Genomic DNA, 23374 nt, shown 5'->3' on the forward strand with positions numbered 1-23374 from the left:
CGATGCGCGGATGCGTTCACCCGCGCTCGTCTCTGATGGTCTGCACCACTGCGGCGACATAGTTGTTGACTACCGAGATGAATCTGGTCTCATCGACCGCGAGTGCACGCTGGGGGTTCTCGACCATGACGTAACGACCGTCATCTTCGATATCGCGGAAACGCACTATGTGGCTGGTGATTCCACGCGGACCGAACACCGATCGGCCCTGCACGATCCGGACCTCACCGGCCGTCGTGATGGACTGCGCCATGAATTCCCGCGTGCGAGAGACCGCGGTGTCCGGTGCGGCGGCGATGGACGAACGGCCGAAATCGTGGTCGAGATCCTGCTCGTGTGAGGCCAATCCGATGTCGCCGAGACGGCCCCGCTCGACGGAGGGCATGGCACGAACGATTTCGTCGGCGAGCTGGATGGGATCGCATTCGGTCACCGTGTAGCCGCCACGTTGGAAGTAGCTCGTGCCGGGCAGCTGCTTGATCACATAGCCCTTTGGTCCCTTACGCGTAGCGCGGGCCCGAATCATCGAGCCGGTACCGAAGCGGTCCCGTTCATCCCATCCGTAAGCGGTCAGGAACAGATCGGGGTTTGCCATGGCGTCGAAAACGAGCTCGCAATTTCCGCCGACCTTGTGACTCAGGCTTTCTCGAGCCTCCGACTGCTCGGCGTCGAATTCGTCCGCGGTCTGCGTAGCCGAGGTGAACAAGAAAGGCTTCGGCGGCGCTTGTCCCGTCCGATCCATCCAGAGGGCGTAGAACTCGGCCTCGGTGAATCGCCAACTCTGCGTCATTTCTCCGCCACCGGGGTGACCGCGGCCGGAGCCTCACCGAGAACTTCTTCGAGATTGTCGAGGTTCGTGAGGAACTGCGGACGCTTGTGCTCCTTGCCCTGCCCCTGCGAGCCCGCCGACATCGGCGAACCACCCATACCACCGGTTGAGCCGCTGGAGGAGGCCGAGGACGTAGATGCCAGTCCTGCACGCGAAGTCGTGGTTTCCTCCGCGTCCGTCTCGGTCGTCGTTGTCTGGTTGGCGGAACGAGGAGCGATCGGAGTCTTCGGTGTCTGGGGCGACCCAGGGCTAGTGGGCGTGCCACCCGTGGGGCTGCCTCCGGTCGGGGTTCCGCCGGGTGTGTCGGTGTTCGGAATCAAGCCCAGGTTCTGCAACTGCTGAGTGAGCTGATCCGTCGGATCGGTGGTCTTCGTCGTCGTCTGTGTTTGCGTCAGCGCCGTTTCGACCGCCGAGGCGAGCTTCTCGACGCCCTGCTCGGCGGCGGTGATGCCAGCCTGAAGCACCGTGCTGGCCTGCGTGATCAGCGTCTGGAGCGTCGTGTCAGTCGTTGTTGTCGGCGTGTCGGTCTTCTTGGGATCGGTGTCCTTCGGATCAGTGTTGGTTGGCTGTTGACCGTCCGGGTTGTCGATATTGGGTGTCTGGGTGGTCGGGGTCTGCGTGGTGGGAGTACCCGCCGGCTGCTTCGCATTCGGATCCGGCTGATCGGTGGGTGCCGGTCCCGGCGGCGTTATCGAGACCGCAGCCTTCGGGTCGGGGATGATGGGCACCGCACCGCTCGAGTCCCTGACGCCATTGCCGTACCACTCATCCCATGCCTGCCGCATCTCGTTCATCGCTTCATCGACGGAACTCTGCGAAATGGGCATCTCGACGGCCGATTCTCCCGCCGCGACAAGCTCGGTGGTCTGCGAAATACTCTTGTACGGCAAGAAATTCTGCAGCTTCTTCAGCCATCCCTCGGCAAAGGCGAGATTGGCGCTCATCAAATCCATCGAATCGGTCAGGGCCTTCACATTGTCGAGGTAGTGCCCGATCCCGTCCCGCGCCTGCTTGGCAGCGTCGGAGGCCCAGATCTTTTCCCCGATCGAGTTGTCACCCTGGTAGCCCGTCAGATACTGGTCCTTGGCCGCGGAAAAAGTAGACGCCTGACTCTTGATGTAAGCGCTCGCGGTCTTCCAGTCTTGCGCATGCTGCGCGAGCACGCTGAGGATCGTGGAATCGTGAATATATTGCCAATGATTGTGGAAATCGTCCCAGCCGTATTGGCTGCCCGATTCGGGAGTAATCTGCTTACCGTCCAACGCAATCCCCGCAGCCTTGGCAGCGGAGCTGAGCTGGCCCGCCTGGTCTGTGCTCTGGAGCTTGTTGGAGTAGTCGTCCTTCGACGTTCCGGACCACTCGTAGACGTTGCCCCTATTGGATTGCCCCCATCCCGGCAGGCTGACAGAGTCGACGTGCTGTGTCAGCGCGGCCAGCGGAGACGTCGCCAATCCGGGCTGCCCACTCGCGTGCATACCGCTGAATCTGTCGCGCACATTCTGGTCGAAGTTCACAGCTGACGTCTGATCAGCGTCCGCGTACGCCTTATTCGCCCCGACGAAGGCCTCACCCATACTGGTGAGAACTGCCACATGGTCCTTCGCGACCGTGCCGCCCAGACGCTGCGTAGCCGCATTGAGCTTGTCCGCGAGCATCCGCCCGGAGTCTCGCTGATTGAACGGTTGCAGGTTCGTCTCCGGCTGGACCAGAGCCATAGCCGCGTTCACGACCGTCAACATGTCGGCGGCCTGCTGCGCCATCGTCTGGGCGGCTCCGGAGTCGAAGTACACACCCTTCTGGCCGTCGTTTCTGAGATTGGTGAAGGCGTCGCCATCGGCCACGAAACGTTCTCCCTCCCCCTCCAATAACGTTGCAATCCAACGCTATTCACGACCCTTACTGCACCGTGTTGCGCTACCAAGCCCCCGGTGACGATACGGCCCGACCGTACCATGAGGTACCCCGCGCAGCTTCCCGTCACCTCGGGCGGGGCATCGTCCACAGTCGAGCGGTGTGATCCATGCTGCCGGAGGCGAGCTGCGAGCCATTCGGGGCGAAGGCCAGTGAACGTACCGGGCTGGTATGGCCGGCGAGGGGATCGGACAGCTTGGCGCGAGTGGCCACATCCCAGAGCCACACCTCGTTGTTACCGCTTGCCCAGTCCTTGTCCTTTGACAGCACCACTGTTGCCGCGATGCCGACGGCTACCGGCGGAACCACCGCGACATTCAGTCGCAGCAGCCTCCTCCGACTCATGCCCTTCGGTTCGGGTTCGGCCGAAACCTGTTGTCGCGCTGCAGGCTGCGCCGCAGGAGACGGCGGCACCCAGCGATGAGCAGGGGGCGGAGCGGAGGCGACGACGGTCGGCGCGATCCGAGAGAACGGCACCGACGGCTGCACGCTGGCAGCAACAGCAGTGGACGCGAACTCCGAACAGCTGGGGAACCTGTCCTCCGGCCTTTTGCTGGTCGCGCGAGCGAGCACGCCGTAGAACATCGGTGAGATGTCAGGTCTGAGACTGCTGAGCAGGGGAACGGGTTTGCTCAGATGGCCTGCGACCACCTGACCGGGATTGGTCGCGGCGAACGGTGGTTGTCCGGCCAGCAACGCGAACAGGGTGCAAGCGAGCGAGTACTGGTCTGAGCGGTGGTCCACTCGCTCGCCAGACAGTTGTTCCGGCGAGGCGTAAACCAGTGTCGCAGTGAAGCTTCCGGTGGAGGTGAGCTAGGTGCTCGCGTCCAGCAGGCGAGCAATTCCGAAATCGGTGAGAATCGCCCGCTCGTCTCGGCCGGTATCTGCTCTCGACAGCAGGATGTTCGCCGGTTTGACGTCGCGGTGCAGGATTCCGCGGCTGTGCGCGTAATCCAGGGAGACAGACTGCGTGTCCCCTTCCGTGCAATTCACCGTTGTCATCCAGCGGTGATCATCCGTACAGCCAGGGTTTTTGCTTCCGGGCTGACCTCGCCCAGCTGGAAGTCGCGAGCGATAATGTGGCGCACCAGCTCTGGGTCTGGAGGAAGGGCGTGCTTGCGGAAGTAGTGGGATACCGCGCCGGACCAGATCCAGACGCCGTCGGTGCGGAAAGTCAGGGGCACGTCACGGACGGAGGGGATGAATTCGTCGGCCTCGAAACTGCGCGCGGCCAGGACGATCGGGGCGGAGTCGAGGTAGGCGAGGATCCGGTCACGCAGGTGTGAGGGCAGCGACGCCCTGACTGCGACCGGGCGACCGTCTTCGTCGCGGTGGTCATAGACGCGCGCGAGCCTTGGGAACTCGTCGAATTCGGCACTCACCCTTGGAACCCTCCCACCCCGACACGTTTCAGACGATCCTAGCCGGGCAGTCGCAGGGCCGCTGGCCAGCGGACATAGCTCGAATAGCGGCGTATCCGGGCGGTGACTAAGCTGCGGGCGGTTGATGGACGCTTGATTACAGGGGGAGTTCATGGCTATTGCCATTGTCATCGGGGTGGTCATCGTGGTGGCGTGGGGTGCGCTGGCGATCAGTGGCACTGCGAAGAACCGTGAGGCGCATGCGGCGATGGCGACCGCGATGGGTGGTGTGCCCAGCTGGCCCACCGAGGTCTGGCGCGAGCAACACGCGAAGGTCGGGCTGTGCCCCTACCCTTCGAAGGCGAAATACCAGGAGCCCATCCACGGTCAGGCCCTCGGCTTCCCGTTCACCACATTCTTGGTCGAGCACGAGACCATGTACCTCAATACGATCAAGACCTGGCGACACACCGCGGCCTTGCTCGAAGGCGTCGATCCCACGGTGGACCGGCTGGACCTCCTGTCGACCCAGGGTGAGTGGCTTCTCGAGTTCAATAAGAAATCGGTCGAACACCGCCGATTCTCCAGCGGTGACGCGGAATTCGATCGCTGGTACCTCGGTCTGACCCCCAATAACCCTGATCATGCCCGGCAGCTACTGACGCTCCCCGTCAAGAAGGCGGCGTACGCGATCGTCCAGATTGCCCCTACGGCGCGCATTCGCGTCAACGATGGAGTACTGATCTGCTGGATCCGCGGAACCGTCCCCCGTGATTCCGCCGCTTACCTGGAAGTCATACGACTGATGACCGAGCTCGCCACAGCCGTCAACCAGGCTGCGGCGCAGCTCAATAGCGGTGGTCAATACCGCGGGTGACACGCTCGTGCACCATCGTTGGAAGAACGTTTGACGACCGGGGGAATCATGACGCAGCCAGGTCTGCAAACCGATGACACACAGCGCATTTCGGAAGCGGCTGTGCGGGCGGGTCTGGGGAGGCACGTTCAGACCTACGGCGCGGTCACGATGGACTGGCGCGGCATCGGACGACTCGGGATGATATTCGTCGGGCTGGTCGCGTGCTCAGCCGGGCTGGAGTAACCGGATACAGCACCCTGGTGCAGTGGGCCGAGATCACCGACGTTGACATTGCCGAGGGTCGGCTCCGCATCAAAACCGCGGCCAAACATCCCTCGATCGCCGTTCCGATCAGCTCGCTCACCAACTTCAACCTGCTGTATGCGCTGATCAAGCGCGGACGCGGGCTGTAGTCGCGCAGGTCTCCGTTGGAAGTTCGTTAGAAGTCGCCTAGTCCCGGTTTCTACCGTCGACAACGTTACCCGGCCGAAGCGCCGGATCGGGGTCGACGGAAAGGAACGGGCGATGGCGAATCGAATGATGGCACCCGGCCGGGACTCACTCGGACCGGTGTATTTGCTGTCGCGGATCAGAACCGTCTGCGCGGTGACGCATACCTCGACACATTGGCCCCCATTGCTTCCGCTGTAGCTGGACTTACGCCATAGGTGACCCGCGACCGGGGCCATGCGCCGACTCCCTTATTTCCACTCGGTCGCCCGGCTCCGAATCAGTTCGGCGGATTCACTTTTCGACAGTGCCGCCGCGCTGAGCTGGTCGGCCAACATCTCGTACACTGCCACCCCATCGTAATCCTGCAGGTAGAGACGCCAGTCGGGTATTCGATGTAGCCGACTGTCTGCGCTTCGTCGAAGTACAGCAAGATGAACTCGCCGACCTTCCCGCCATGGGCGTAGGTCCTGGTCGGAAGAATCCGAATATCGTTGTGGTCGTGCTCGATCAGGGTCAGCAGGTGGTCCAGTTGTTCGCGCATCACGCGCGGACCGCCAACCTCCCGGACCATAACTGCCTCCTCGATGACGGTACTCAAACCCATCGGGTCGGCGGTGTCCGCGACCCGCTGCCTCGCCATGCGGGCCCGGACGGTCTGCGGAACGTCAACCGACGCCACCAGCGGACTGCCCGCGTGCAGCGCAGTCGCATAGCTCTCGGTTTGTAGTTGACCGGTGAAGGTCACCGTCTGATAGATGAACTGGCTCCGCGCGAGGCCATCGAGGCCGACAAACGTCTTGAACCAGTTGGGCAGCACCTCGGAAAACGGTGCCCACCAAGTCTTCTGGTCTGCGCGACCGGCCAGCGATGCGACGATGCGAGCCGGTCGATCTGCGCCACATCGGCTCTGTACAACCTCAGTAGAGCGGTCACACCATCGGGCTGCTGCAGGTACTTCCCGGCCTCCATCGCAACGATCTTCGGCTGACTGCATCCGATCGCCTGCGATGCCTCACTCTGCTTCACCCGTGCCTGCGGTCAATCTTGATCGGCGAGCCGGCGGAGATCGGCGAGCGTGGGCGCCTCCTGCTCCGGAATCGGCTCGATCACACCGAATGTCCCAGGGGCATTGTCTGGTAGCGACCGGCAACGCCGAACCGCATCGAGCGCCGACAGCCCAGCCATATGTGCATTGATGAGACGTGAGCGCCACAGTCCCCCCGCAACGAAGCCCGTGTGGCCGACCGCGGTGCGCGGGATGTACCCGGCGGCATCGTCACTCGTCGACGCCCACACATACCCGACGATCGTGCCTTTCAGACTGACGGGCAGATAAATGACAGCCGAAGCGGTTTCCTCGGGGTATGTGGTTGTCGGAGAAGGCGCGATCGCGCTGAATCCTTCCGAGCGATCCTCCGGACTGCCACTTGGAAAGGTGCCGTCCTGGACCCATGGACCATCGCCCAACGGCTTATCGGGATTCAAGCGCAGCGCCAACTCCTGGATAGTCCGCGACTCACCTCGCTCCGCGTTACCAGCGATCGCACCGAGTTGGGGGTCCCCAGGCCTTCCACGCCAATACTCGATCGCCTCCGCCGGGGTAAGCCCCATACCGTAGGTCTCTTCGAGCCGATTGTTCCAGTACACAGCGAATTTCACACGATCGACCGCGGACGCGAGGTTCCGGAAGAACCCCGCGGACTTCCCGTCCTGTGACCCCCACAGGTAGCCGATCAGGGTGTCGCCTACCGTGATCGGAAAGTAGAACACCGGAAGACGCGTCCAGGCGTCGTAGTTCGGCGCCATCGCGTCCTCCGCCGACAAAAGAGGCGGGAGCGTGGCGGAGGCTCGGATCTCGCCGGACTGTGCGGTGTCCGCGGCGTTGTCGGGCCCGAAACCCTCATTGAACTTTGGACTGCTGTCGACGATTCGGTCCGCAGGCGGAACAGCGTCGCGGGCACGTACATCCTCGGCCATCTGCCGGTCGATCTCGTGCAACTGGTCGACGGTGACACCCAGTCTCGCCGCGAGCTTCTTGTCGATCTCGCTGTCGTCGGTTTCATCCGGCGGGGTCACCCAAGGCGGAAGCGTCATGGCGGATTCCTGAGTTCGTTCAGAAGTACGCGGAAATCGCAGCGTCGAACTTTGCGTCGGACACGTCGACATCGGTTGCGGGACGGTAGTTTTGCGCGCGCACGTGATCGAGGAACGCAGACGGAATTGCGAGGGAGTAGTTCGCGAGATAATGGATCGAGTCGATGCGCCAGATCCACTCTCCGTCAGAAAGCAGTGATGGACCGTTACGGATAGTCTGGGAAACATCGACCAGATCCGTGACATCCGCCGGTACGTCGAAGACCGGCGTGGCCGACCTCATATACGCGACTACCAGATCTCGTTCCCCAACCACCTGGTCGGTGTACGAATCTCGCAACGACGGAAGCCCTTCCCGCGCTTTTCGGTACATCTCCTGATAGATACCAACGGGCTTCAGACCGATCACCGCCACACTCCTGTGTGCATCAGCCGAGATGTTCCGAGGAAGGCGTGCCCAATCCATCGTGGAACCATTCGGGCATGTGCTCGGCCGTGCGCGGATACCACTCGTTCTCGAGGGCAAAATCCCTGCTCGTCGGACCTTTCTTACTGAATCGGGGAAGTTGGTCACGGTTGTAGTCGATAACAAACCGGCCGGGCGGATCCAGTACATATTCGAACTCGACCCAGGTGCCCAGACCGGGGGCGTACATACCGTCCCGCAAATCTTGGAACTTTCGCCATGCGGTAGGCGGGAAGGAGAAGCCTTGCACAGATCCATCCGGCATCTTCACCCCACTCTCACGCTCAGCGTACCGACCGAGAATCCGACCGCGAACAATCAAGCGCGTCCATCCCATCGGCAGGGTCTCGAGTATTTCCAATGTGATGTCCGACAGCTTCTCCTGTTGTTCCATCGGGTTCAACGGCTGGTTCGACATCAGGCAAGTCCTCCTCGGAAACCGATCATCAATGCACAGCCTACTGTGTATCGCCGTCGGCCTCATGCTGCCGTTCCAGTTCCAGGCCGAACGCCACCCGATCCTGCAACCACTGCGGAACATGCTGCTCCGCACGTGGATACACCTCCAGGTCGCGCGCGTACATCAGCGGATGCAAGTCAGGTGACCACTGTGGATCATCGTCATAGTTGAACGAGATATCTGGTTCTTCCCCACGATTCAGCACAAACCTCGCGGAGAGCCAAGCTCCACGATCAGGCTCGTACATCTCGTTCCGCAGCCGTACCAGCAGATCGGTCACCGCCGGCTGGCTCACCTCGCCCGCGGACCTGCCATTGGCATCCTGCGCGGACACCGCGACTTCGTACGACATCACATTCGCCCAGACCTGCAGGGTAAGGCGCGCCCAGCTCACTGGCGCCGCACGCTCCACTATCGCGCAGATCTCAGCGACCGTTGTACGGGGTGGCTGGTCCAAAGTTCGCCTCCTTGTTCGAGAACGCTCGTTCCTTGGTAACCACCGACTCCACCACGGGCTTACCGTTCAAACCAAGCTGCACGGTGCCGTCGGAATTGCGTGCGTAGGTAACCTCTTGCCAGCGCATGACAACCGAAGCCGGAACTCCGTCGGCTTCTCTGATCATCTTGACCTGATAGTTTCGAATATCCTGATGATCCTGACTCGCGAATTCGACGAGCTGGTTCTCCTTTGCCCGCCACGATGCAGCATGAACCCATCCGTCTCGATCATTTCCGGAGTTCGATGCTGCCATCTGCGGATGCATGTTCAGATATTCACCAAGACCACCGAGCTCATTCGCGAGCAGGTGCCCGCCCGCCCACTTGATACGAGCCTTCGCTCGTTCAAGGAGGGTCAGCGTACGCCCGGGAGGGTTCTTCGGGAAGGCAGCTTCCCCTTCCTGGTTGGCACGCTTCTGCGCGCCTTTCTTGCTGTCGTCGTCGCGATGGTTCTTGTCCTGCCCCCGCGCTTCGACATCTCCAGTGAGTCGATCCGTCTGGCCATGCTCGTCGGTATGGAAGTTCAGTAATTTCTCATTGTTATGAAAATTTGGAACCTGATATTGAACGTCCGGTAGCAATGGGAAGCTCAGGTCGGGGTTGAATCCAGACCATTTTCCCTTGCCATCGACGGCCATATCACGTGCACCAGGAGTAGCCTCAACCCATTTGACGACACCATCACCGTCGGTGAAAAATGTTGTGCGAGTGCCATTTTGGTTGACCACAGGGTATTCCGTCCACGGGTGGAGCCCGCCGTCCCCGGCCAAGTCACCCAGCGGCTCAGGTATCGGATCCGGGCTCTCATCCGGCCGAAGTCTGTCAGGCTCCGTGTTGCCGTCCGGCACATTATCACGGTCACGGTGTGGCGCTCGGATCTCTTCGTGCACATCGAGCGGCCGCCGCGGCGCGTGCGGATTCTCGGGATCCGGGGGTCGGTGACTAGGGCGATTCCATTCCACGAATCGCTCGTTGTACTTCGGATCGCCCGAATCGATGATCACATCGTCTTCGAGGTCCGCGTACCTCGAAGAGGCCGAATCGCCGTCGAGCCCGTGTTCATCGTGCGGCGAATCAGACTGCTCGTCGTGCGGCGAACCCGGATGCTCATCGTGCGGCGAACCCGAAGGCTCATCCGCTGTCTCATTGCCGAGAATGTCCCAGCCATCTCGGGTGTCCCCGCCTCTGGGCAGGGCCGCGTCGACAAGGGAATCCGGCTGGTGGACGGTGGGTTCGGGGGTTCTTCCGTCCGGCCCTTCCGGGTGGAAGGTCTTCCAAGTGCCTTCGTTGTGGACGACCGCTGGAGAATCCGGGTGAGCCCTCACACCGACCAGATCGGACGGGGCCCGGACCGGGACACCCAGTTCATGAGCGACGTGTTGGGCCCAGCCGATTTCGTTTCCGCTGTGGCAGGAGATGAGGCGGACCGGGGTCCCCGGTACATAGTCCGGGTTGTTGCGGATTGCTTCTACGACCTTTTGCGGGTCGATCTCGTGGCCGCCGTCGGCGGTGGGGCGGCCGAAGCGGTTGCCGTGGAGGATTACATCGTGTTCGCCCTCGTTACGGAGGTTTTGGAAGACTCGCTCGATTTCGGGGGAATCGCCTAGTGAGGTGCGGTCGGTTCCGTAACGGACGGGAGGATCCTCAGGGACCAGGTCTCGAGTGTTCGGAGCATGGGTAGCCTCGCTATCGCTGGGATGGGTGTCGGCATGCTCCGGCGAAGTTTCGTGAATTCCTGTGTGGCTGGGGGTTTCGACCAGATAGATGCGAGTGACGCCGAAGAGGTTGGCGTTGGGGTCGTGGACTACGCCTCGGACTTCGAACGTCGCGTTGCGGTCGAACAGGATCTCCTTCTCAGCCGGACGGGCCGAAAGCGGGCTGACTTCACGACCATTCGTCGAGTGCATGATGAATTCGACATTGCCGGTGAAGATTCGGTTGCGGTCGGTCGAGGTACTGGTGAATGAGGGCTCACGAACTGTGGCGCCCTTCACGTAGCGAGCGAGGTCCTCGGGTGAGAGGTTTGTTCCTCGCCATGCCGTGCCTTCGAAGGTAGGAAGCTTATCGAGCGCCGAGGAGATATGGTCTGCGAGTTCCGCTTGATGGGGATCCAGGTCAGCGCCACTGCGAAGGCGCTTGTTCAGATCGGCGTAGACGCCCGCGTCGGGGTCGGTGTAGCGGTGCAATGCATCTTGCTCGTGTGGGGTGAGCTCCGATGGAGCACCGGCTTCCGGCAACTCGTGAGCGGGTTCCGAGTTCGGCTCGTCAGCTGACGAATGTTCCTTGGATGGCCCGGTATGATCGGCGACCTCTGAAGGGTGCTCAGTCGTGTGCGTCGGAACCGCGCCATGACTTTCAACGTCCGATGGGTGTGGCAGTAAGGCCTTGTAGTTTTCATTCAGATAATTCGCGAACTCGGGGTTGTACTCGTTGAACAGTCGCATCGCAGTCACCGCTGTCGAGCGGTCGAGCATTCCGAGTTTGTCCATCAGGTCGCCGAGTCCGAGTCGTAGTCCGGGTAGTTCGGCGGTGCGAGTCGGATCGTTGTAGGCGGCAGCTATGTCGGCGATGCGCTCATGCATCTCGTTGAAGCGGTCGGCCAGATGCGGTGTGAGCGTCGAGGGTCGATCGGCAGGATCGGTCGGCACATGTTCGGGTCCGTTGCCTTCGGCATGCGGAGCCTCTTGCGGGTGCACCGGCTCGACCGGATGCTGCGTCTCGTCGCCCAGCCGAAAGGGAACGTGGTCTTCGTCGGGTCCGTCCGTCGGAGGATGAACCGGATCCGCTTCGGGCTTGTCCGTCGTCGAGTTCGGATCGTGGGCATCCGTGACTTCGACGTGCGGCTCGTGGACGTAATCCGCCGGTACGAGGGTTCCTTTGACCAGGTAGTCGACGTACCCATCGTCGTATCTCGCGCCTTGCGGATCCTCGATGACATCTGTGATCAGGAAGCGGGATTCACGCTGGAGGATGAGTTCGTTCTCAGGTCCGGACAGTCCCTTGTCGCCGACCCACGCGCCCTTCGATCCAGCCGGAACCTCCAGTTCCATACGGACTTTGAGCCTGAATTCTTGAGGCGGGGTCGGTCCCAGACTGGTCGACATGTAGCCGTGGTCGTCCTGGACCGTGCCCTTCAGCAGTTTTGGATTACGACCGTTCAGTGGCCGGCCGTCGGGTCCGATGAGACGGTCGAGACTCCTCATGCTGATACCGCGCGAAACCTCCACTCCCTCGGGAAGCGGACGATTCGTTGCTTGGTCGAGGTGAGCGACCTGAGATCGAAGGATGTCCATCGTCGGGTCACCACCGAAATACTCACGCATCGAAGGCAGCTTGCCGGAATTACGCCACAGCTCCTGGAGCCGAGCGTGCGGATTGTCCTCGTTGAGGATGCTGTCGATCGCAGCGCGCAGGGGCGGATCGAGATTCGGATCGCGAGGATCGGGATGCTCCGCAAGCAATCGCTCGAGCACTTCGATCTTCGGCATGATCGGGCTGCCGCCGGTGAGCCGCATCAATTGCCCGTAGTGGACTTCGTCCTCACCGAGCTTGGTGAGCAACTTCACCGGGTCCGGCGCGCGCAAGAATTCATTGATCCAAGACTTCTTGGTGTATGCCTGCAGCTCACGTAGTTCAGGGCCGGACATCATGTCTCGGATAGGACCGAGTATCTCCTCGCCATAGTGGCGGGCAGCATCTGGTGTGTCGAAACGCCGGATCGGATCGTGGGCGGGACCACCGACCTCATGATCGGTCGGATGGGTGAATTCGTGGGTGACTGGTTCGTGCCGGGGCTCGGGGTGCTGCCCTTGACGCGCGGGTTCGGAGCGCGAATCCGGCTGGCCTATACGGGCTTCCGGGCGAGTATCGCGGACATTCGCCGGAGTGGTCTCAGGGGTTCGTTCGAGCGGATGTACCGGGTTGCCGTGGGAGTCGTAGACGATGGCGTGGGTGGATTTGACGTTGGTGTGGTCCGGGGGGAAGGGGTAGGGGCCGCCGGGGACGGCGTTGTCGTGGACGACTAGTCGGCCGCCGTCGTTGGTGATGGTGTAGGCGTGGGCGCCGATGTCGTTGGCGTCTGTGGGGCCGTGGAATTCGTCGACGACCAGAGCGGTGGCGCCGTCGCCTAGTCGGTGGAGTTGGTCGGCGATGGAGCCCAGGGTTTCGTGGCGGTCGAGGTGGGCGCCCGCGGCGTTCTCGAGTTCGGCCGCGGTCATGCCGTGGTCGGCGATGTGGGCGTCTTCGGGGACGTGGACGTCGGGGTTGCCGGTTAGCTCGTGGACCTGGCGGAGGGCCTGGGGGCCGCAGTCGTTGACCTGGGAGTGCGTACGTTCCGGGGCGACCGGGGCCGGGTCCTGGGGGCGGTGCTGGTTGACCAGATCGTCGTAGCCGTAGGGGTGTTCGCCCTGATGGACATTGGGTTCGGGAGCACGGAAGCCCGCCGGGTCGTGAGGTCGGGAGCCGACGTTGCGCTGCCACGCGTTGAGGTCGTCTCGGCCGGGGCGAGGGTATTCGGGCAGGGTGTGCGGGCTCTCGCCGTTGGCGATACGGGCGAAATTGTGCAGGGACTCGGTCGGAACCGTGGCGCCCTTGTCCAGGTAGTTGTAGTAGCCCGTGTGGGTCGAGATGTCGCTGAGTGTGTGTATGCCGCCGGGGAATTGGGCGGCAATGCGGTTGGCGCCGAAGGCCGAGATGGCGGGGTCCATCCCCAGGCCGTTGCCGAGACCCGGTGCCATGCGGCCGATTTCGCCGTGTGTGTTGGCGCCGATCCAGGTGACCGGATCGCGCGAGGAACTGGCGACGAAGATGTTGTGCGCGCCGATGCCGAAATCCGCGGCGTGCCCCACCGGGCCCGCGCCGGGTGAGCCGAGCAGCGTGATGGTGGAGATGTCGCCGGAGAGGCGTCCGCCCGCGCCCGCGAAGGCCGTGGTGGTGGAGCCGTAGCTGTGGCCGAACAGGTGCACGTCGGGTATCGGCGAGCCGCCGGGCAGGGCGGCGTCCGAACGACGGGATTGACTGAACGCGGCAACATCTCGGGCGAGGAGTTGGCCGCCGCGTGAGGCCAGCCGCGCGTCGGTCATCTCGCGCAGGATCTTCGGGAATCCGCTCGGCGCGTCATAACCGATCCACGCGATCGACGCGACCTCGGCGGGATCCCTGTTCTCCGATGTGGCCCGGTAGTGGTTGAAGGCGTTGTCCAGGTTCGTTCCCAGACTTCGCACCGTGGTCGTGATTCCCGGAACGTGGAACGAAACGGTGGACGCGTGCTGGGTATCGCCGAAGGCGACGACCGCGCGCCCCTCGCCACCGAACGCCTCCGAGTCGTAGGAGAGCACCTGCACCGGCGGCTCGTGACCGGCGTTCTTGTCCGCGAAGCTACGCGCCAGATCGTCCGCGTGCTCGAGGGCTTCCACGGTAGACCGCAGGTTCTTCCACTGCCGGACGCTCTCCGGATCGGTGAACCGGGTGAGGAACTTGTCGACCCGCGGATTCTGTTCGCGTACCTGGTTGATGTCGCGCGCGATCGCCAGGCGGTTGGCTTCGTCGCGGACGTGCGGTGGGATGCCGTCGGCATTGCCGAGCTCGTGCGGGTGGACGCGCAGCATGGCGTCCTGTTGCTCCGGGGTGAGCGAGTGCCACCACTCGTGGTTCTCGGTCGCCCGGTCGTGCGCGGCCGCGACAGAGCTGTCCTGTTCGTGCGCAAGGTGTTCGGGCGTCGCCTCGGGCCCTAGGCGATCCAAGGCGTCACGAGCATGCGCGTGCTCGGCCTCGGTTACCGGCGAATCATTCGGCAGCACAGGATGTTCGGGGTCGCGCGGAAGTGTGTGCGCGGGCGTGGAATCGTGCGGCGGCGTTGTATGAGTGCCGGTCGGGTCGGGTGCCGGACCCGCCGCCGGGTGATTCGGGCCGCGTTGGTCGTTGGGTCCCCGGTTGTGCTCTGTCGGAGACCCGGACGGATGATTCGTCTGCCCATCCGGCCGCGGTTCTCTTCCGCCCAAATAATTCTCGGGTCGCGCGCCGATTCTGGAAGCGGGACCGCTACCGGCGCCGACCAATTCCCTGCCGTCCGGACGACCGACCGCCGGTTCCGCTGTCCGCGCGGACAGGCTCAGATCCGTGTGCTCGCCCACGCGAGTGGGGACGTCCTGCCCGGTGGCCCTGGTGCTCATCGGAGTCAGCGCGGCGCCGCCATCGCGTGCCGGGGCGGCCGTGGCCCTCGGTTCGGCAGCCTGTGGGGTCTGCGATCCGGGTGCGTCGGCACGCGGCGAATTCGAGGTGACGGGTGTTTCGGGTTTCAGCGCAGCTGGTGTTTCGGTGCGCAGTACACCAGGCGTCTCGGCGCGCGGTGCGCCCGCAGGGGTTACCTGACGCGGATCAGCCGACGCCGGTGTCTGCCCGGTGTTGGCGGCCTGCGGACCGTCCGCCGGGCGCGCCTCGACGACCTGTGGGTTGTGCACCTGCGCTTGCGCATTCGGTGCGGCCTGCGGCCCACCGGCCGGAGTTTCGTGCTGGCTCCCGTGATCGGTCAGTTGCGCTTTCTGCTCCACCGATTGGGGATGCTCGGCCGCCGGAGCACCATCGCGAGCTGCGTTCTCGGCGGACAAAGGCGTCTGATGAGGCTGCTCGCCCATCGACGGCGTGCCGGTTCCGATCTCTGGGGTCTTGTGTTGCTCACTGACACCCGTTGGAACGCCGTCGGTCTTGACCCCCGCGGTGGACAGCTTCGGCTCGCCGCCTTTCCAGGGCGACGGGACTTCGTGGGCGACACCGGGCAGCGTGCCTCCCGCAATACCCGCGGTGACCACACGGGGGTCGAACTCCCAGTTGTGCGTGACACCGCCGCTGACGACCCAGCCGCCCAGACCGGCCACGCCACCGGCGACTCCACCGCCGAGGAAGTTGGCGGCCTTCTGCGTCACCATCTTCTGGGCGACGTCCTTCGACAGCGGGCTCAGCAACATCTTCGGGACGTATTTGCCGACGGGAGCGGCGATCAGACCACCGACAGCACCACCTGCCGCTGACAGCCCCAACTGCTTGTAGTCGATACCGTTGCGACGTCCGAATTCGTTCTGATAGGCCTGAATTGCGCCGTCCTGCAATCCACCCATCAGGCCACCGATGAGTACCTGCTTCAGAATGAACTTCTTCAGGGCGATCTCACCTGCCTTCTCGGCTTCCTTGCCCAGGAAGTCGATCGCGCGCCGGGTGAGGATCCGCACGGTGATCCGGCCGACGCCGATGATCGCGCCCTCGGCCATCGGCGCGGTCGGCGGAAACGCCCACGCCGCCGCGATATCCGCGGCCAGCGTGATCAGCGTCGTATAGAACATCAGCTTCGTGTATTCGAGCTGTGTCCCGGTGTTGTTCGCGGTCCCCGCGATCGTGTCGAACCAGTCCGCGAGCTTGTCGATCGATTGGTTGCCGGTCCGCATGTCCGACAGCTGAGCGATGATCTTGTCGCCGCCGTCGCCGGTCGGATAGGCCTGGCGCACCGCGGCGATCGCGGCATCGATGTCGGCATCGATACTGCGCATGTCCTTCGCGGCACCGGTCCAGTCGTCGGCAATCCCCCACATGAGGTCTTCATTGCCTTCGGGCCATTTCATGCCGACGAGCCAGCCGAGAGCTCCCGCCGCGGGCGGCTTCCAGATCATCGCGGACCGCCTGCGACGAGAATTACTCGCGCAGCGGTGGCTTCAATCAGACACCCCCGTGACCCCACTATCGCCCCCGAATACGCGCTGACCTGCATTGCTGATTCGCTGTCCAACAGAGCATTCGGCGCACGGACAGTTCACGATCTCGCGACACGCTGCCACAGAACGCGCCGACGATCAACTGGGAAAGCGACGGCCGTTATCGATCGGCTAGGGTCGGCAACGGAATCGGGACAGCCGCCACCGAAGGAGTGTCACCGTGCGATCACTGTGGTTCATTCCGCACGGCATCGCCGTGGTCGGGCCGGAGGAGAGCACCGGATATCGGGGTGGGGTCTCCTCGACGCTGAATCCCATCGGCAAGGCACAGGCCGCGGCCGTCATCGCGCACGGCCGCAGGCGTGCCTCGGAATTGGTCTCGCTCTTGGAGGGCGCGGGATTCACCGCCGACGGCGACGGCTCCGAAACCTGGAGCACGAATGCCTTCGTCGGCGAGGGGTTCAACCGGGTCGACAAGGGCGCCAACGGCCGCCTCCACGAGATCACCGCCGGATTCTCGGGCCCACCAGCAGAATTCGATGAGCTGGTGAGCCGCTTCGCCGCGATGCCCTCCGATGTCGTCGGCGAGGTCGACAACCGCACCGCGACCCACCGCAGGACTTGCCGTGTTCGGCTGGCCGACGGTTCCGGGCACAGCGGCATCATCACGCTCGTTCAGCCGAAGGATTCCCGACTGATCACCGCGGGATTGCAGGTGACCGGCGGGCCCTACTTCTACGGTTGGGCCAAGCGCCCGGCACTCTGGCGGATACCGTTCACGAACACCTCCGACCACTACCGGCACAGCGAGAAGAACCGGCAACGCGAGGCGGAACGCCTCGGGTTTTTCGATCGCCGTCCATGGCCTGTGCACGCGGCGGCTCCGGGCGGGATGTCCGCGGCCGAGGCATCGAGCCGAATCCGGATGTATCTGATCGGTGCCGGCGTGGATATCGGGGCCATGGGCTTCGCCCCACAGCGCATCGACGGTGGCTGGGACGTCGTTCTGTCGGGCAGCCCGACGGCGACGCTGGATGCTCTGCGCATTACCGACGAGGGCTACGTAAGCTCCCGCGAACTCTGAGCTAACCCCACCTCGGCCGACACCGACACCTCGAATGTGTAAGGTCGCACAGGTATCCGACCGGGTGAAAGGCGCGGGACCGGTCGAGGAGGGGAGTCGGGACGTGAGCAGACCTCAGGGCGGGAATCGGGACGACGAATTCATGAAGTCGTTCATGGCTGGGTTCGCGGAGTCCAACGCGGAGCCGGACATCGGATTCAGCCTGGTTTCGCATCCCGGTCCCGAAGCGGTGGTCGATGAGCAGGAGATCATCGAGCGAGCGCGGGGATTGACGCATCGGATCGCCCAGGAACTCGCGGCCGCCGCACCGGAGGGTTGGGAGCGGGTCGGCGCGACCTTCGCGTGGACCGTGACCGACAAGACCTGGAGCGTCGTGTATTCGGCCGGGGAGCAGGCGGTTCAGGTCGAACCCGCGCAGTCGGTCCTGCAATTGGTGCAGGAGCAGCGCGACGTCGCGGCGGGGATGAGCGGAGGACCGTGGTGGCGGATCCGAATCAGCCTCAATAACGCCGGCCAGGTGCAGACCGACTACGACTACGGCGACGAGCCGTTTCCGGACAACCAACTATTTCCGGCCGAGGCGTATCTGGCCGATCTGCGCGAGTACCCGCGCAACCGACTACCCGTTTGGCTGGCCGCGTACGTGAGCCACGGTGGGCGCCTGATGCGCTCGCCGCGAGTCGCCGCGGAGCAGGCTCGGTCCGATCGCGCGAAGGAGATTCGCGGCCAGGCGACAACCGAGGTCTTCCCGCCGCTACCGCTGATGTGGTCGCACTGGACCACGCTCGCAGCGGTATTCGTCGCTCTCGACGCACCGAACGGCCCCCGGATGCTGCCGTCGCTCGCCTGGTTCGAGGGACCGAATCGCAGTGGGAGCACGCTGTACGTGCTGCCGGGAGATCGGGCGGTCATCTCGGGCGGTGTGCTCAACGCACCCGAACTCGATGCTGTCTACAACGACGGCGCTCTACTACCCAGCTTGTACGCGGGCGCACCGGATTGGGTGACCGACGCGGTGTTGAATCCGCGGGCGGCCACCGGGCAGCTGACCTTCTGCTACTGGTGGGAGGACGGACAGTGGTTCCGGGGGGAATCGCCGGACGGTCCCGGCATAGCTGGCGCCGTACCCGGTATCTGGACCACCGACTCGACCATCGACGTGATCCTGCAGGTCATGACGTCCGCCGGGAAGGCGGTCACCGATGCCACCAGATCCGCTGTCGCGACGCTGGTTTCGGCGGCACAGGCGGGACTGGTGACCTACGAGACCGTGGCCGCGGTCTTCGATCCGGCCGAGCACGAAGTAGATTCGGCCCTCAACCAGTTCACGCTGGCGGGCCTTCGGACCTTTGTCACCGCGCCGCCGCTGAGCCGGATCGACGCCATCGAGCAGGTCCGCCGATTCATCCTGGCGCGCGGTACCGACACCAGTGGCTACCCCCTCGACCAGTTGACCGCCGAACGAATCGACAACGGCTGGATGGTTTTCGTGCCCACCCGGCCGGGCGAGATCATGATCGGTCGCGCGATCTACTACATGGCCGACGACGGCGTGATCGAACCGTCCTCGTCCTCGGTGCCGCCGACGATCTACATCGTGGGATTCACTCAACGGTTTCAGGAACGGATGCGGCAGCGCGGCTGACGCGCTGACCGGCTGCTATGGGGAGGAGTAATACCTGATGACAGACAAACTCGACGTCGATCCCGAGCTATTGAAGAAGGCGTCGGCCAAAACGGACCTGGTCAACAGTCGGCTACGCGGGGTGGTGGACGGTCTCATGGCCAGCACCGGCGGCAAGGGCGAACCTTGGGGAAACGACAGCTACGGCACGGAATTCGCCGGGACCGAGGACGGGTCCGGCTATCTGGCCGCCCGCAAGACGCTGAAGGGTCTCTCCGAGACCCTGGCCAAGAACGCCGAGAACAACTCCGACGGGCAGAACCAGTCCGGCAAGAAGCTCGACGGTACCGATCAAGGTAACGCCGACGCGTTCGGCAAGTAGCCATGGCCAATGAGAGCGTGAAGGCCGAATTGGCCTCGATGCTCGACGAGTTCCAGCAGCAGATGCGGATTCTCGGCGAGATGCAGCAGAAACGGGCGCAGCTCATGGCCACCGGGTACGCGCTGCAGAAGCGGGTCACGGTGGTGGTGAATGCCGATGGGACGGTTATCGAGACCCGTTTCGACGACGATCTCGAGGGCCTTTCGCTCCACGAGTTGAGCAAGGCCGTCACCGAAGCCGCGCAGGCCGCGGCCACCGAATTGGGCCGCAAGAGCGCCGAACTCACGAATCCGATTCAGGAACGGCGCGGACGGATGCCGAAGATGTCGGACCTCATCGAGGGCCTGCCGGACCTCACCGAGCGAATCCCCGAACCCATCCCAGCCTCCACCGCACCCCCGAATTCGCCGGAGCGACACCAGAACAGCGAATCGATCATGACCTTCACCGATGTCGAAGATCTGGATGACATCACCCCCGGCCGGATTCGCGCGGACGACTGGTGAGGCTATGGCGTTGCTTGTCTATTACCGGCAGGTGCGCGATGAGCCGGACGAGGCGGAGTACTGGTTCGGGCCGAGGCGGGAGGAGATGAGTCGGACCTTGATCATCGACAAGGTTCGGCGGACGGCTTGGACCGATGGGGTTGAGGACATGCTGTTTCGGGCGGCGGCGGGGCACATTTTGTATCGGGAGAGGCGTGAGAATCTATGGCCTACACACGGGATGAAGGCTTCATGAGTGGGCCTGTGGTGAGCCGGGGAACGCGGGGGCGGTGAACGGCACGCGGCCGGCCGGGCGGGTTACCGGGTTCCTGCTGATCGCGGCGGCGGTGTTGACGGTCGCGATGTTCTGGCTGCCTGTGATGTCTATTGGGCTGCATGGCAGTTGGGACATCTATGCCTGGAAGAGCGACGGGCATGGGATGCGGGCGCGGCCTACCGACTACTTCGGAGCTGTGCCGTACGTGCTCATGGTGATTGGTGGCGGGTTGGTTGGAACGTTGCTCGCTGTGGGGGTGGGGGCTCGGCGGCGGGTGTTGTTCTGGGCGGGGGCGTTCGTGGGTGGGCTCGTTCTGCAGATAGCGTCGGGCGATGTGGTGGGCTATGCGCGCCACGGTGCTGATGCGACGTTCCTCGCACGTCATATCCATATGGGAGGGTGATGACGGCTCTGTTCCGTTGCCCGCCGTGCATTTTCTCGCTGGGATTGATCGCCATCGTTGTCGTGGCCATCGCCTTGCTGGCCGGTGCAGGGGTGCGCGGCCGTGCGAGCGGCCAGTGGGGCCGCTGCCGCGTTCATTTTCGCGAACGCGATCAGCGGGCTGAGTATCGCGTTCTCCCTGGGGGGACTGAACTTCTGGGAGTACGCGGGTGCCGGGTTCTGGTTGACGGTGGCCACGCTGATGCTGTCTTTCGCCGCGACCGTGGCGGGGCTGGTGGGGCAGTTGGCGCGGCCGCGGTTGATGGCACAGTCGAGGGCGGGTTATGCGCCGGGGTTCATGCCGCCCGGATCGATGCCCGCTGGGCCGGGACCGGGGATCGGGATGTGCCGCTGGACTTCCGGACCGATGGGACCTGGGTGTGGGCGGGGGCGGGGGCGCACTACCTGCACAAGCACGGGTTGCCGCCGGAGGCGGAAGTGGTGCGGCACATTACGAGTCGAGGGTTTCGGGTCGGGGAGGTTGATGAGGCGGCGAAGGATGCCGCTTATTCGGGTGATTACCGGCTGAGGGCGGCGGCGTAGGTGTCGCGGAGGGCTTCGAGGCGGGGGCGGGTGAAGCGGCCGGGCTCGCGGGTGTAGGTGGCTCGTCCCTGCGCGGAGGTGAATGCGGAGCCGGGGATCCGGTCGGCGGTGGCGGGGACGAACTTCAGGGTTTCCTCGACCGCCGCGACGGCGGTGGCGAGGGCGTGGCGGGCGGCGCGCAGGCCGCGGTCGTCCAGGCCCGCGGTGGAGGCGGGGACCTGGCGGGAGCAGACGTCGGAATACCAGAGCCACACACCGGGATCCAGCAGTTCGGAGGCGTGGTCGGCACCGAAGCGGACGGAATTCGCGGGCGGGGGGAGTATTTCTTCCGGGAGACGGAATTCGTAGACGCGCTGCTCGCCGCAGCGGGGGCATTCGCCGGAGTAGCGGCTGGCCAGGACGCCGTCGACGGTGATGACGGAGCTGCGGAAGGTGCAGCGGGTTTCATCGCAGGTGGGGCAGGGTTGCAGGCTGACGTAGAGGCGGGCCTCCGCGTTGGTTCGTGCCAGTGGCAGCGTGTCCGGCATACCCGTCCCTTCCCCGTTCCCGGTACTGCTGGTCACCATGAGCACTGCTGGTCACCGCGCGTCGGATGCTGGTCGCCGCGAGCCGGATCGACTCGCCGCCCGATCATGAGGATACGAGTAATTCCGGCACCGGACCGACCGGAGCCGCACAGAGACTGTTCACGTTGTGTTCACCCGGTAGCTGTGGGACAGTCGATCTTCGACAATCGGCTTACTCGCGAGGGGCGTCATGGCGGGAAGACTGAACGCGCATCCGGACATGGTGCGCAGTGCGGCGAGTGTCGCCGAGGAGATCCGGGATCGCTTGCAGCGCATGTCGAATGATGCGCGCTCGGCCGTCTCGCCGGGGCAATCGGCATGGGGCGACGATGATTTCGGCGGCAAGTTCGCCGATGGCGTGAAAGGGTTCGCGACCGGCAGCGACAATCTGACCACGGGCACCGACAATCTGGCCACCTCGTTCGACAACCTGAAGCAGGGGCTCGACAAATCGGCCAAGGATCTCGACGCCATGGAGCATGGCAACAAGAACAACTTCGCGTAGGGCGGCACTCCACATGTCGAGCGACAAGGGCGAGGCCGCGGCCGCCTCCATTCTCGAGAGCTTCACCACGCAGATGCGGGAGATCGCCGAAGCCTCACAGCAGCGGGCCCAGCTCATGGCGTCGGGCACCGCTGCGGGCGGGCGGGTGACCGTCACCGTGAACGCGGACGGGATCGTGATCGCCACCCGATTCGCCGCCGATATCGGCGAGCTCACCCACGACGAGATCGCCAAGGCGGTGACCACCGCCGCACAGCGGGCCGCCCAGGATGTCGCCAAGCAGTCCCGGGAACTGTTGCAGCCGTTGCGGGATCGCCGCGCCACGATGCCGAAGCTGTCGGAGCTGATCGAGGGGATGCCGGATCTGCAGCAGGCTCCGCTGGATCCGCCGGCCGCCTCGCTCGCGCCGCCCAACTCCCGCGAACGGCTGGCGCGATTCACCGAGCCCGCGCCGCAGTTCAGCAATGCCGTCGACTACGACGACTGGGATTCCGGCCAGCGAAATCGGGGAGCCACCGACTCCAGCTGGTGAGTCACAGCTCCGGGTAATAGCCGAGCTGGTACGTCGAGAGATCCGAGATGGCCAGCTCTCCCTCGCCCCGGCAGATGGGACACACGCGCCGGGCATGGCAGAGTGGGCATCTGCGCCGCTTGCCGGTGTCGTCGAGCCAGCCGACGCCGTGGCAGCGCGGGCAGCGGCCTTCGCCGTCGCACTCGTAGCACAGCACGTAGCCGGGCGTGACGGTCTCGGCGGTGCGCACCGGCTCGGGTCGATCGGGCGTCATGTGGCCTCCTTCCGGGCGGACCCTATCACCGCGGGCGTTAGCCACCCGATC

General features: G+C 64.1%; 22 protein-coding genes and 2 pseudogenes. 9 read left to right on the forward strand and 15 right to left on the reverse strand.

Annotated elements, in window-relative coordinates; all coding sequences use genetic code 11:
* Positions 1-16: 16 nt before the first annotated feature.
* From AB0L60_RS01160 to AB0L60_RS01180, 5 genes and pseudogenes are all read right to left on the reverse strand, one after another.
* Positions 17-790, reverse strand: coding sequence for an ESX secretion-associated protein EspG (locus tag AB0L60_RS01160; protein ID WP_364605506.1), 774 nt, complete (start codon positions 788-790; stop codon positions 17-19).
* The gene (locus AB0L60_RS01165) at positions 787-2670 is read right to left on the reverse strand and encodes a hypothetical protein (RefSeq protein ID WP_364605508.1); all 1884 of its coding nucleotides are present in this window, start codon (positions 2668-2670) and stop codon (positions 787-789) included. The genes AB0L60_RS01160 and AB0L60_RS01165 overlap by 4 nt, the downstream gene beginning before the upstream one ends.
* 136 nt (positions 2671-2806) lie before the next feature.
* The gene (locus tag AB0L60_RS01170) at positions 2807-3085 is read right to left on the reverse strand and encodes a hypothetical protein (protein ID WP_364606705.1); all 279 of its coding nucleotides are present in this window, start codon (positions 3083-3085) and stop codon (positions 2807-2809) included.
* Positions 3086-3286: 201 nt separating this feature from the next.
* A pseudogene (locus AB0L60_RS01175) lies at positions 3287-3742 on the reverse strand (serine/threonine-protein kinase); the annotation flags it as partial.
* Complete coding sequence (locus tag AB0L60_RS01180; protein WP_364605510.1) at positions 3739-4122, reverse strand: hypothetical protein; 384 nt, start codon at positions 4120-4122, stop codon at positions 3739-3741. The pseudogene AB0L60_RS01175 and the gene AB0L60_RS01180, both read right to left, overlap by 4 nt.
* A gap of 151 nt (positions 4123-4273) precedes the next feature.
* Between AB0L60_RS01180 and AB0L60_RS01185 the strand changes: the two genes are divergently transcribed.
* Together AB0L60_RS01185 and AB0L60_RS01190 are read left to right on the forward strand one after the other, a co-directional pair.
* Positions 4274-4978 (forward strand): hypothetical protein, encoded by a 705-nt coding sequence (locus AB0L60_RS01185; RefSeq protein WP_364605512.1) that lies wholly within the window; start codon positions 4274-4276, stop codon positions 4976-4978.
* 242 nt (positions 4979-5220) lie between these two features.
* Positions 5221-5373: a hypothetical protein gene (locus AB0L60_RS01190; RefSeq protein WP_364606806.1), complete on the forward strand. Its 153-nt coding sequence runs from the start codon at positions 5221-5223 to the stop codon at positions 5371-5373.
* A 162-nt stretch (positions 5374-5535) separates the two neighbouring features.
* On the opposite strand, the pseudogene AB0L60_RS01195 reads toward AB0L60_RS01190, so the two are convergent.
* From AB0L60_RS01195 to AB0L60_RS01230, 8 genes and pseudogenes are all read right to left on the reverse strand, one after another.
* A pseudogene (locus AB0L60_RS01195) lies at positions 5536-5649 on the reverse strand (DUF397 domain-containing protein); the annotation flags it as partial.
* A gap of 41 nt (positions 5650-5690) precedes the next feature.
* Positions 5691-6230, reverse strand: coding sequence for a DUF5753 domain-containing protein (locus AB0L60_RS01200; RefSeq protein ID WP_364605514.1), 540 nt, complete (start codon positions 6228-6230; stop codon positions 5691-5693).
* Complete coding sequence (locus AB0L60_RS01205) at positions 6155-6439, reverse strand: helix-turn-helix domain-containing protein (protein WP_364605516.1); 285 nt, start codon at positions 6437-6439, stop codon at positions 6155-6157. The genes AB0L60_RS01200 and AB0L60_RS01205 overlap by 76 nt, the downstream gene beginning before the upstream one ends.
* A gap of 12 nt (positions 6440-6451) precedes the next feature.
* Positions 6452-7507, reverse strand: coding sequence for a hypothetical protein (locus AB0L60_RS01210; protein ID WP_364605518.1), 1056 nt, complete (start codon positions 7505-7507; stop codon positions 6452-6454).
* 19 nt (positions 7508-7526) lie between these two features.
* A complete protein-coding gene (locus AB0L60_RS01215; protein WP_364605520.1) occupies positions 7527-7916 on the reverse strand; it encodes a hypothetical protein in 390 nt (129 codons plus the stop codon).
* Between the two features lie 19 nt (positions 7917-7935).
* On the reverse strand, positions 7936-8391 hold the full coding sequence (locus AB0L60_RS01220; protein ID WP_364605522.1) for a hypothetical protein: 456 nt from the start codon (positions 8389-8391) through the stop codon (positions 7936-7938).
* A gap of 40 nt (positions 8392-8431) precedes the next feature.
* Positions 8432-8827 (reverse strand): hypothetical protein, encoded by a 396-nt coding sequence (locus tag AB0L60_RS01225; RefSeq protein ID WP_364605524.1) that lies wholly within the window; start codon positions 8825-8827, stop codon positions 8432-8434.
* Between the two features lie 31 nt (positions 8828-8858).
* Positions 8859-16589, reverse strand: a complete 7731-nt coding sequence (locus tag AB0L60_RS01230; RefSeq protein ID WP_364605526.1) for an ADP-ribosyltransferase — start codon at positions 16587-16589, stop codon at positions 8859-8861.
* A gap of 262 nt (positions 16590-16851) precedes the next feature.
* Here AB0L60_RS01230 and AB0L60_RS01235 point away from each other — a divergent pair, with 262 nt between their 5' ends.
* From AB0L60_RS01235 to AB0L60_RS01255, 5 genes are all read left to right on the forward strand, one after another.
* A complete protein-coding gene (locus AB0L60_RS01235; protein WP_364605528.1) occupies positions 16852-17715 on the forward strand; it encodes a hypothetical protein in 864 nt (287 codons plus the stop codon).
* A gap of 103 nt (positions 17716-17818) precedes the next feature.
* Positions 17819-19360: a hypothetical protein gene (locus AB0L60_RS01240; protein WP_364605530.1), complete on the forward strand. Its 1542-nt coding sequence runs from the start codon at positions 17819-17821 to the stop codon at positions 19358-19360.
* Positions 19361-19397: 37 nt separating this feature from the next.
* Positions 19398-19721, forward strand: a complete 324-nt coding sequence (locus AB0L60_RS01245) for a hypothetical protein (protein ID WP_364605532.1) — start codon at positions 19398-19400, stop codon at positions 19719-19721.
* 2 nt (positions 19722-19723) lie between these two features.
* The gene (locus AB0L60_RS01250; RefSeq protein ID WP_364605534.1) at positions 19724-20227 is read left to right on the forward strand and encodes a YbaB/EbfC family nucleoid-associated protein; all 504 of its coding nucleotides are present in this window, start codon (positions 19724-19726) and stop codon (positions 20225-20227) included.
* A 269-nt stretch (positions 20228-20496) separates the two neighbouring features.
* On the forward strand, positions 20497-20886 hold the full coding sequence (locus tag AB0L60_RS01255) for a hypothetical protein (RefSeq protein ID WP_364605536.1): 390 nt from the start codon (positions 20497-20499) through the stop codon (positions 20884-20886).
* A gap of 556 nt (positions 20887-21442) precedes the next feature.
* Here the strand turns inward: AB0L60_RS01255 and AB0L60_RS01260 are convergent.
* Positions 21443-22033, reverse strand: a complete 591-nt coding sequence (locus AB0L60_RS01260) for a hypothetical protein (RefSeq protein WP_364605538.1) — start codon at positions 22031-22033, stop codon at positions 21443-21445.
* Positions 22034-22253: 220 nt separating this feature from the next.
* On the opposite strand from AB0L60_RS01260, the gene AB0L60_RS01265 reads away from it, so the two are divergent.
* Positions 22254-22538 (forward strand): hypothetical protein, encoded by a 285-nt coding sequence (locus tag AB0L60_RS01265; protein ID WP_364605540.1) that lies wholly within the window; start codon positions 22254-22256, stop codon positions 22536-22538.
* 13 nt (positions 22539-22551) lie between these two features.
* On the forward strand, positions 22552-23070 hold the full coding sequence (locus AB0L60_RS01270; protein ID WP_364605542.1) for a YbaB/EbfC family nucleoid-associated protein: 519 nt from the start codon (positions 22552-22554) through the stop codon (positions 23068-23070).
* A gap of 1 nt (position 23071) precedes the next feature.
* Here the strand turns inward: AB0L60_RS01270 and AB0L60_RS01275 are convergent, their stop codons facing one another.
* Positions 23072-23323 carry a hypothetical protein gene (locus tag AB0L60_RS01275; RefSeq protein WP_364605544.1) on the reverse strand — a complete coding sequence of 84 codons (252 nt, stop codon included), beginning with the start codon at positions 23321-23323 and terminating at the stop codon, positions 23072-23074.
* Positions 23324-23374: the final 51 nt, after the last annotated feature.

Source organism: Nocardia sp. NPDC051981, from assembly GCF_040680715.1.
Classification (GTDB): Bacteria; Actinomycetota; Actinomycetes; order Mycobacteriales; family Mycobacteriaceae; genus Nocardia.

Coding starts and splice junctions, on each gene's coding strand:
- AB0L60_RS01210 (WP_364605518.1), bottom strand. CDS start 7,507: ATGACGCTTCCGCCTTGGGTGACCCCGCCGGATGAAACCGACGACAGC.
- AB0L60_RS01265 (WP_364605540.1), top strand. CDS start 22,254: ATGGTGCGCAGTGCGGCGAGTGTCGCCGAGGAGATCCGGGATCGCTTG.
- AB0L60_RS01170 (WP_364606705.1), bottom strand. CDS start 3,085: ATGAGTCGGAGGAGGCTGCTGCGACTGAATGTCGCGGTGGTTCCGCCG.
- AB0L60_RS01270 (WP_364605542.1), top strand. CDS start 22,552: ATGTCGAGCGACAAGGGCGAGGCCGCGGCCGCCTCCATTCTCGAGAGC.
- AB0L60_RS01275 (WP_364605544.1), bottom strand. CDS start 23,323: ATGACGCCCGATCGACCCGAGCCGGTGCGCACCGCCGAGACCGTCACG.
- AB0L60_RS01250 (WP_364605534.1), top strand. CDS start 19,724: ATGGCCAATGAGAGCGTGAAGGCCGAATTGGCCTCGATGCTCGACGAG.
- AB0L60_RS01245 (WP_364605532.1), top strand. CDS start 19,398: ATGACAGACAAACTCGACGTCGATCCCGAGCTATTGAAGAAGGCGTCG.
- AB0L60_RS01220 (WP_364605522.1), bottom strand. CDS start 8,391: ATGTCGAACCAGCCGTTGAACCCGATGGAACAACAGGAGAAGCTGTCG.
- AB0L60_RS01185 (WP_364605512.1), top strand. CDS start 4,274: ATGGCTATTGCCATTGTCATCGGGGTGGTCATCGTGGTGGCGTGGGGT.
- AB0L60_RS01160 (WP_364605506.1), bottom strand. CDS start 790: ATGACGCAGAGTTGGCGATTCACCGAGGCCGAGTTCTACGCCCTCTGG.
- AB0L60_RS01230 (WP_364605526.1), bottom strand. CDS start 16,589: ATGATCTGGAAGCCGCCCGCGGCGGGAGCTCTCGGCTGGCTCGTCGGC.
- AB0L60_RS01260 (WP_364605538.1), bottom strand. CDS start 22,033: ATGGTGACCAGCAGTACCGGGAACGGGGAAGGGACGGGTATGCCGGAC.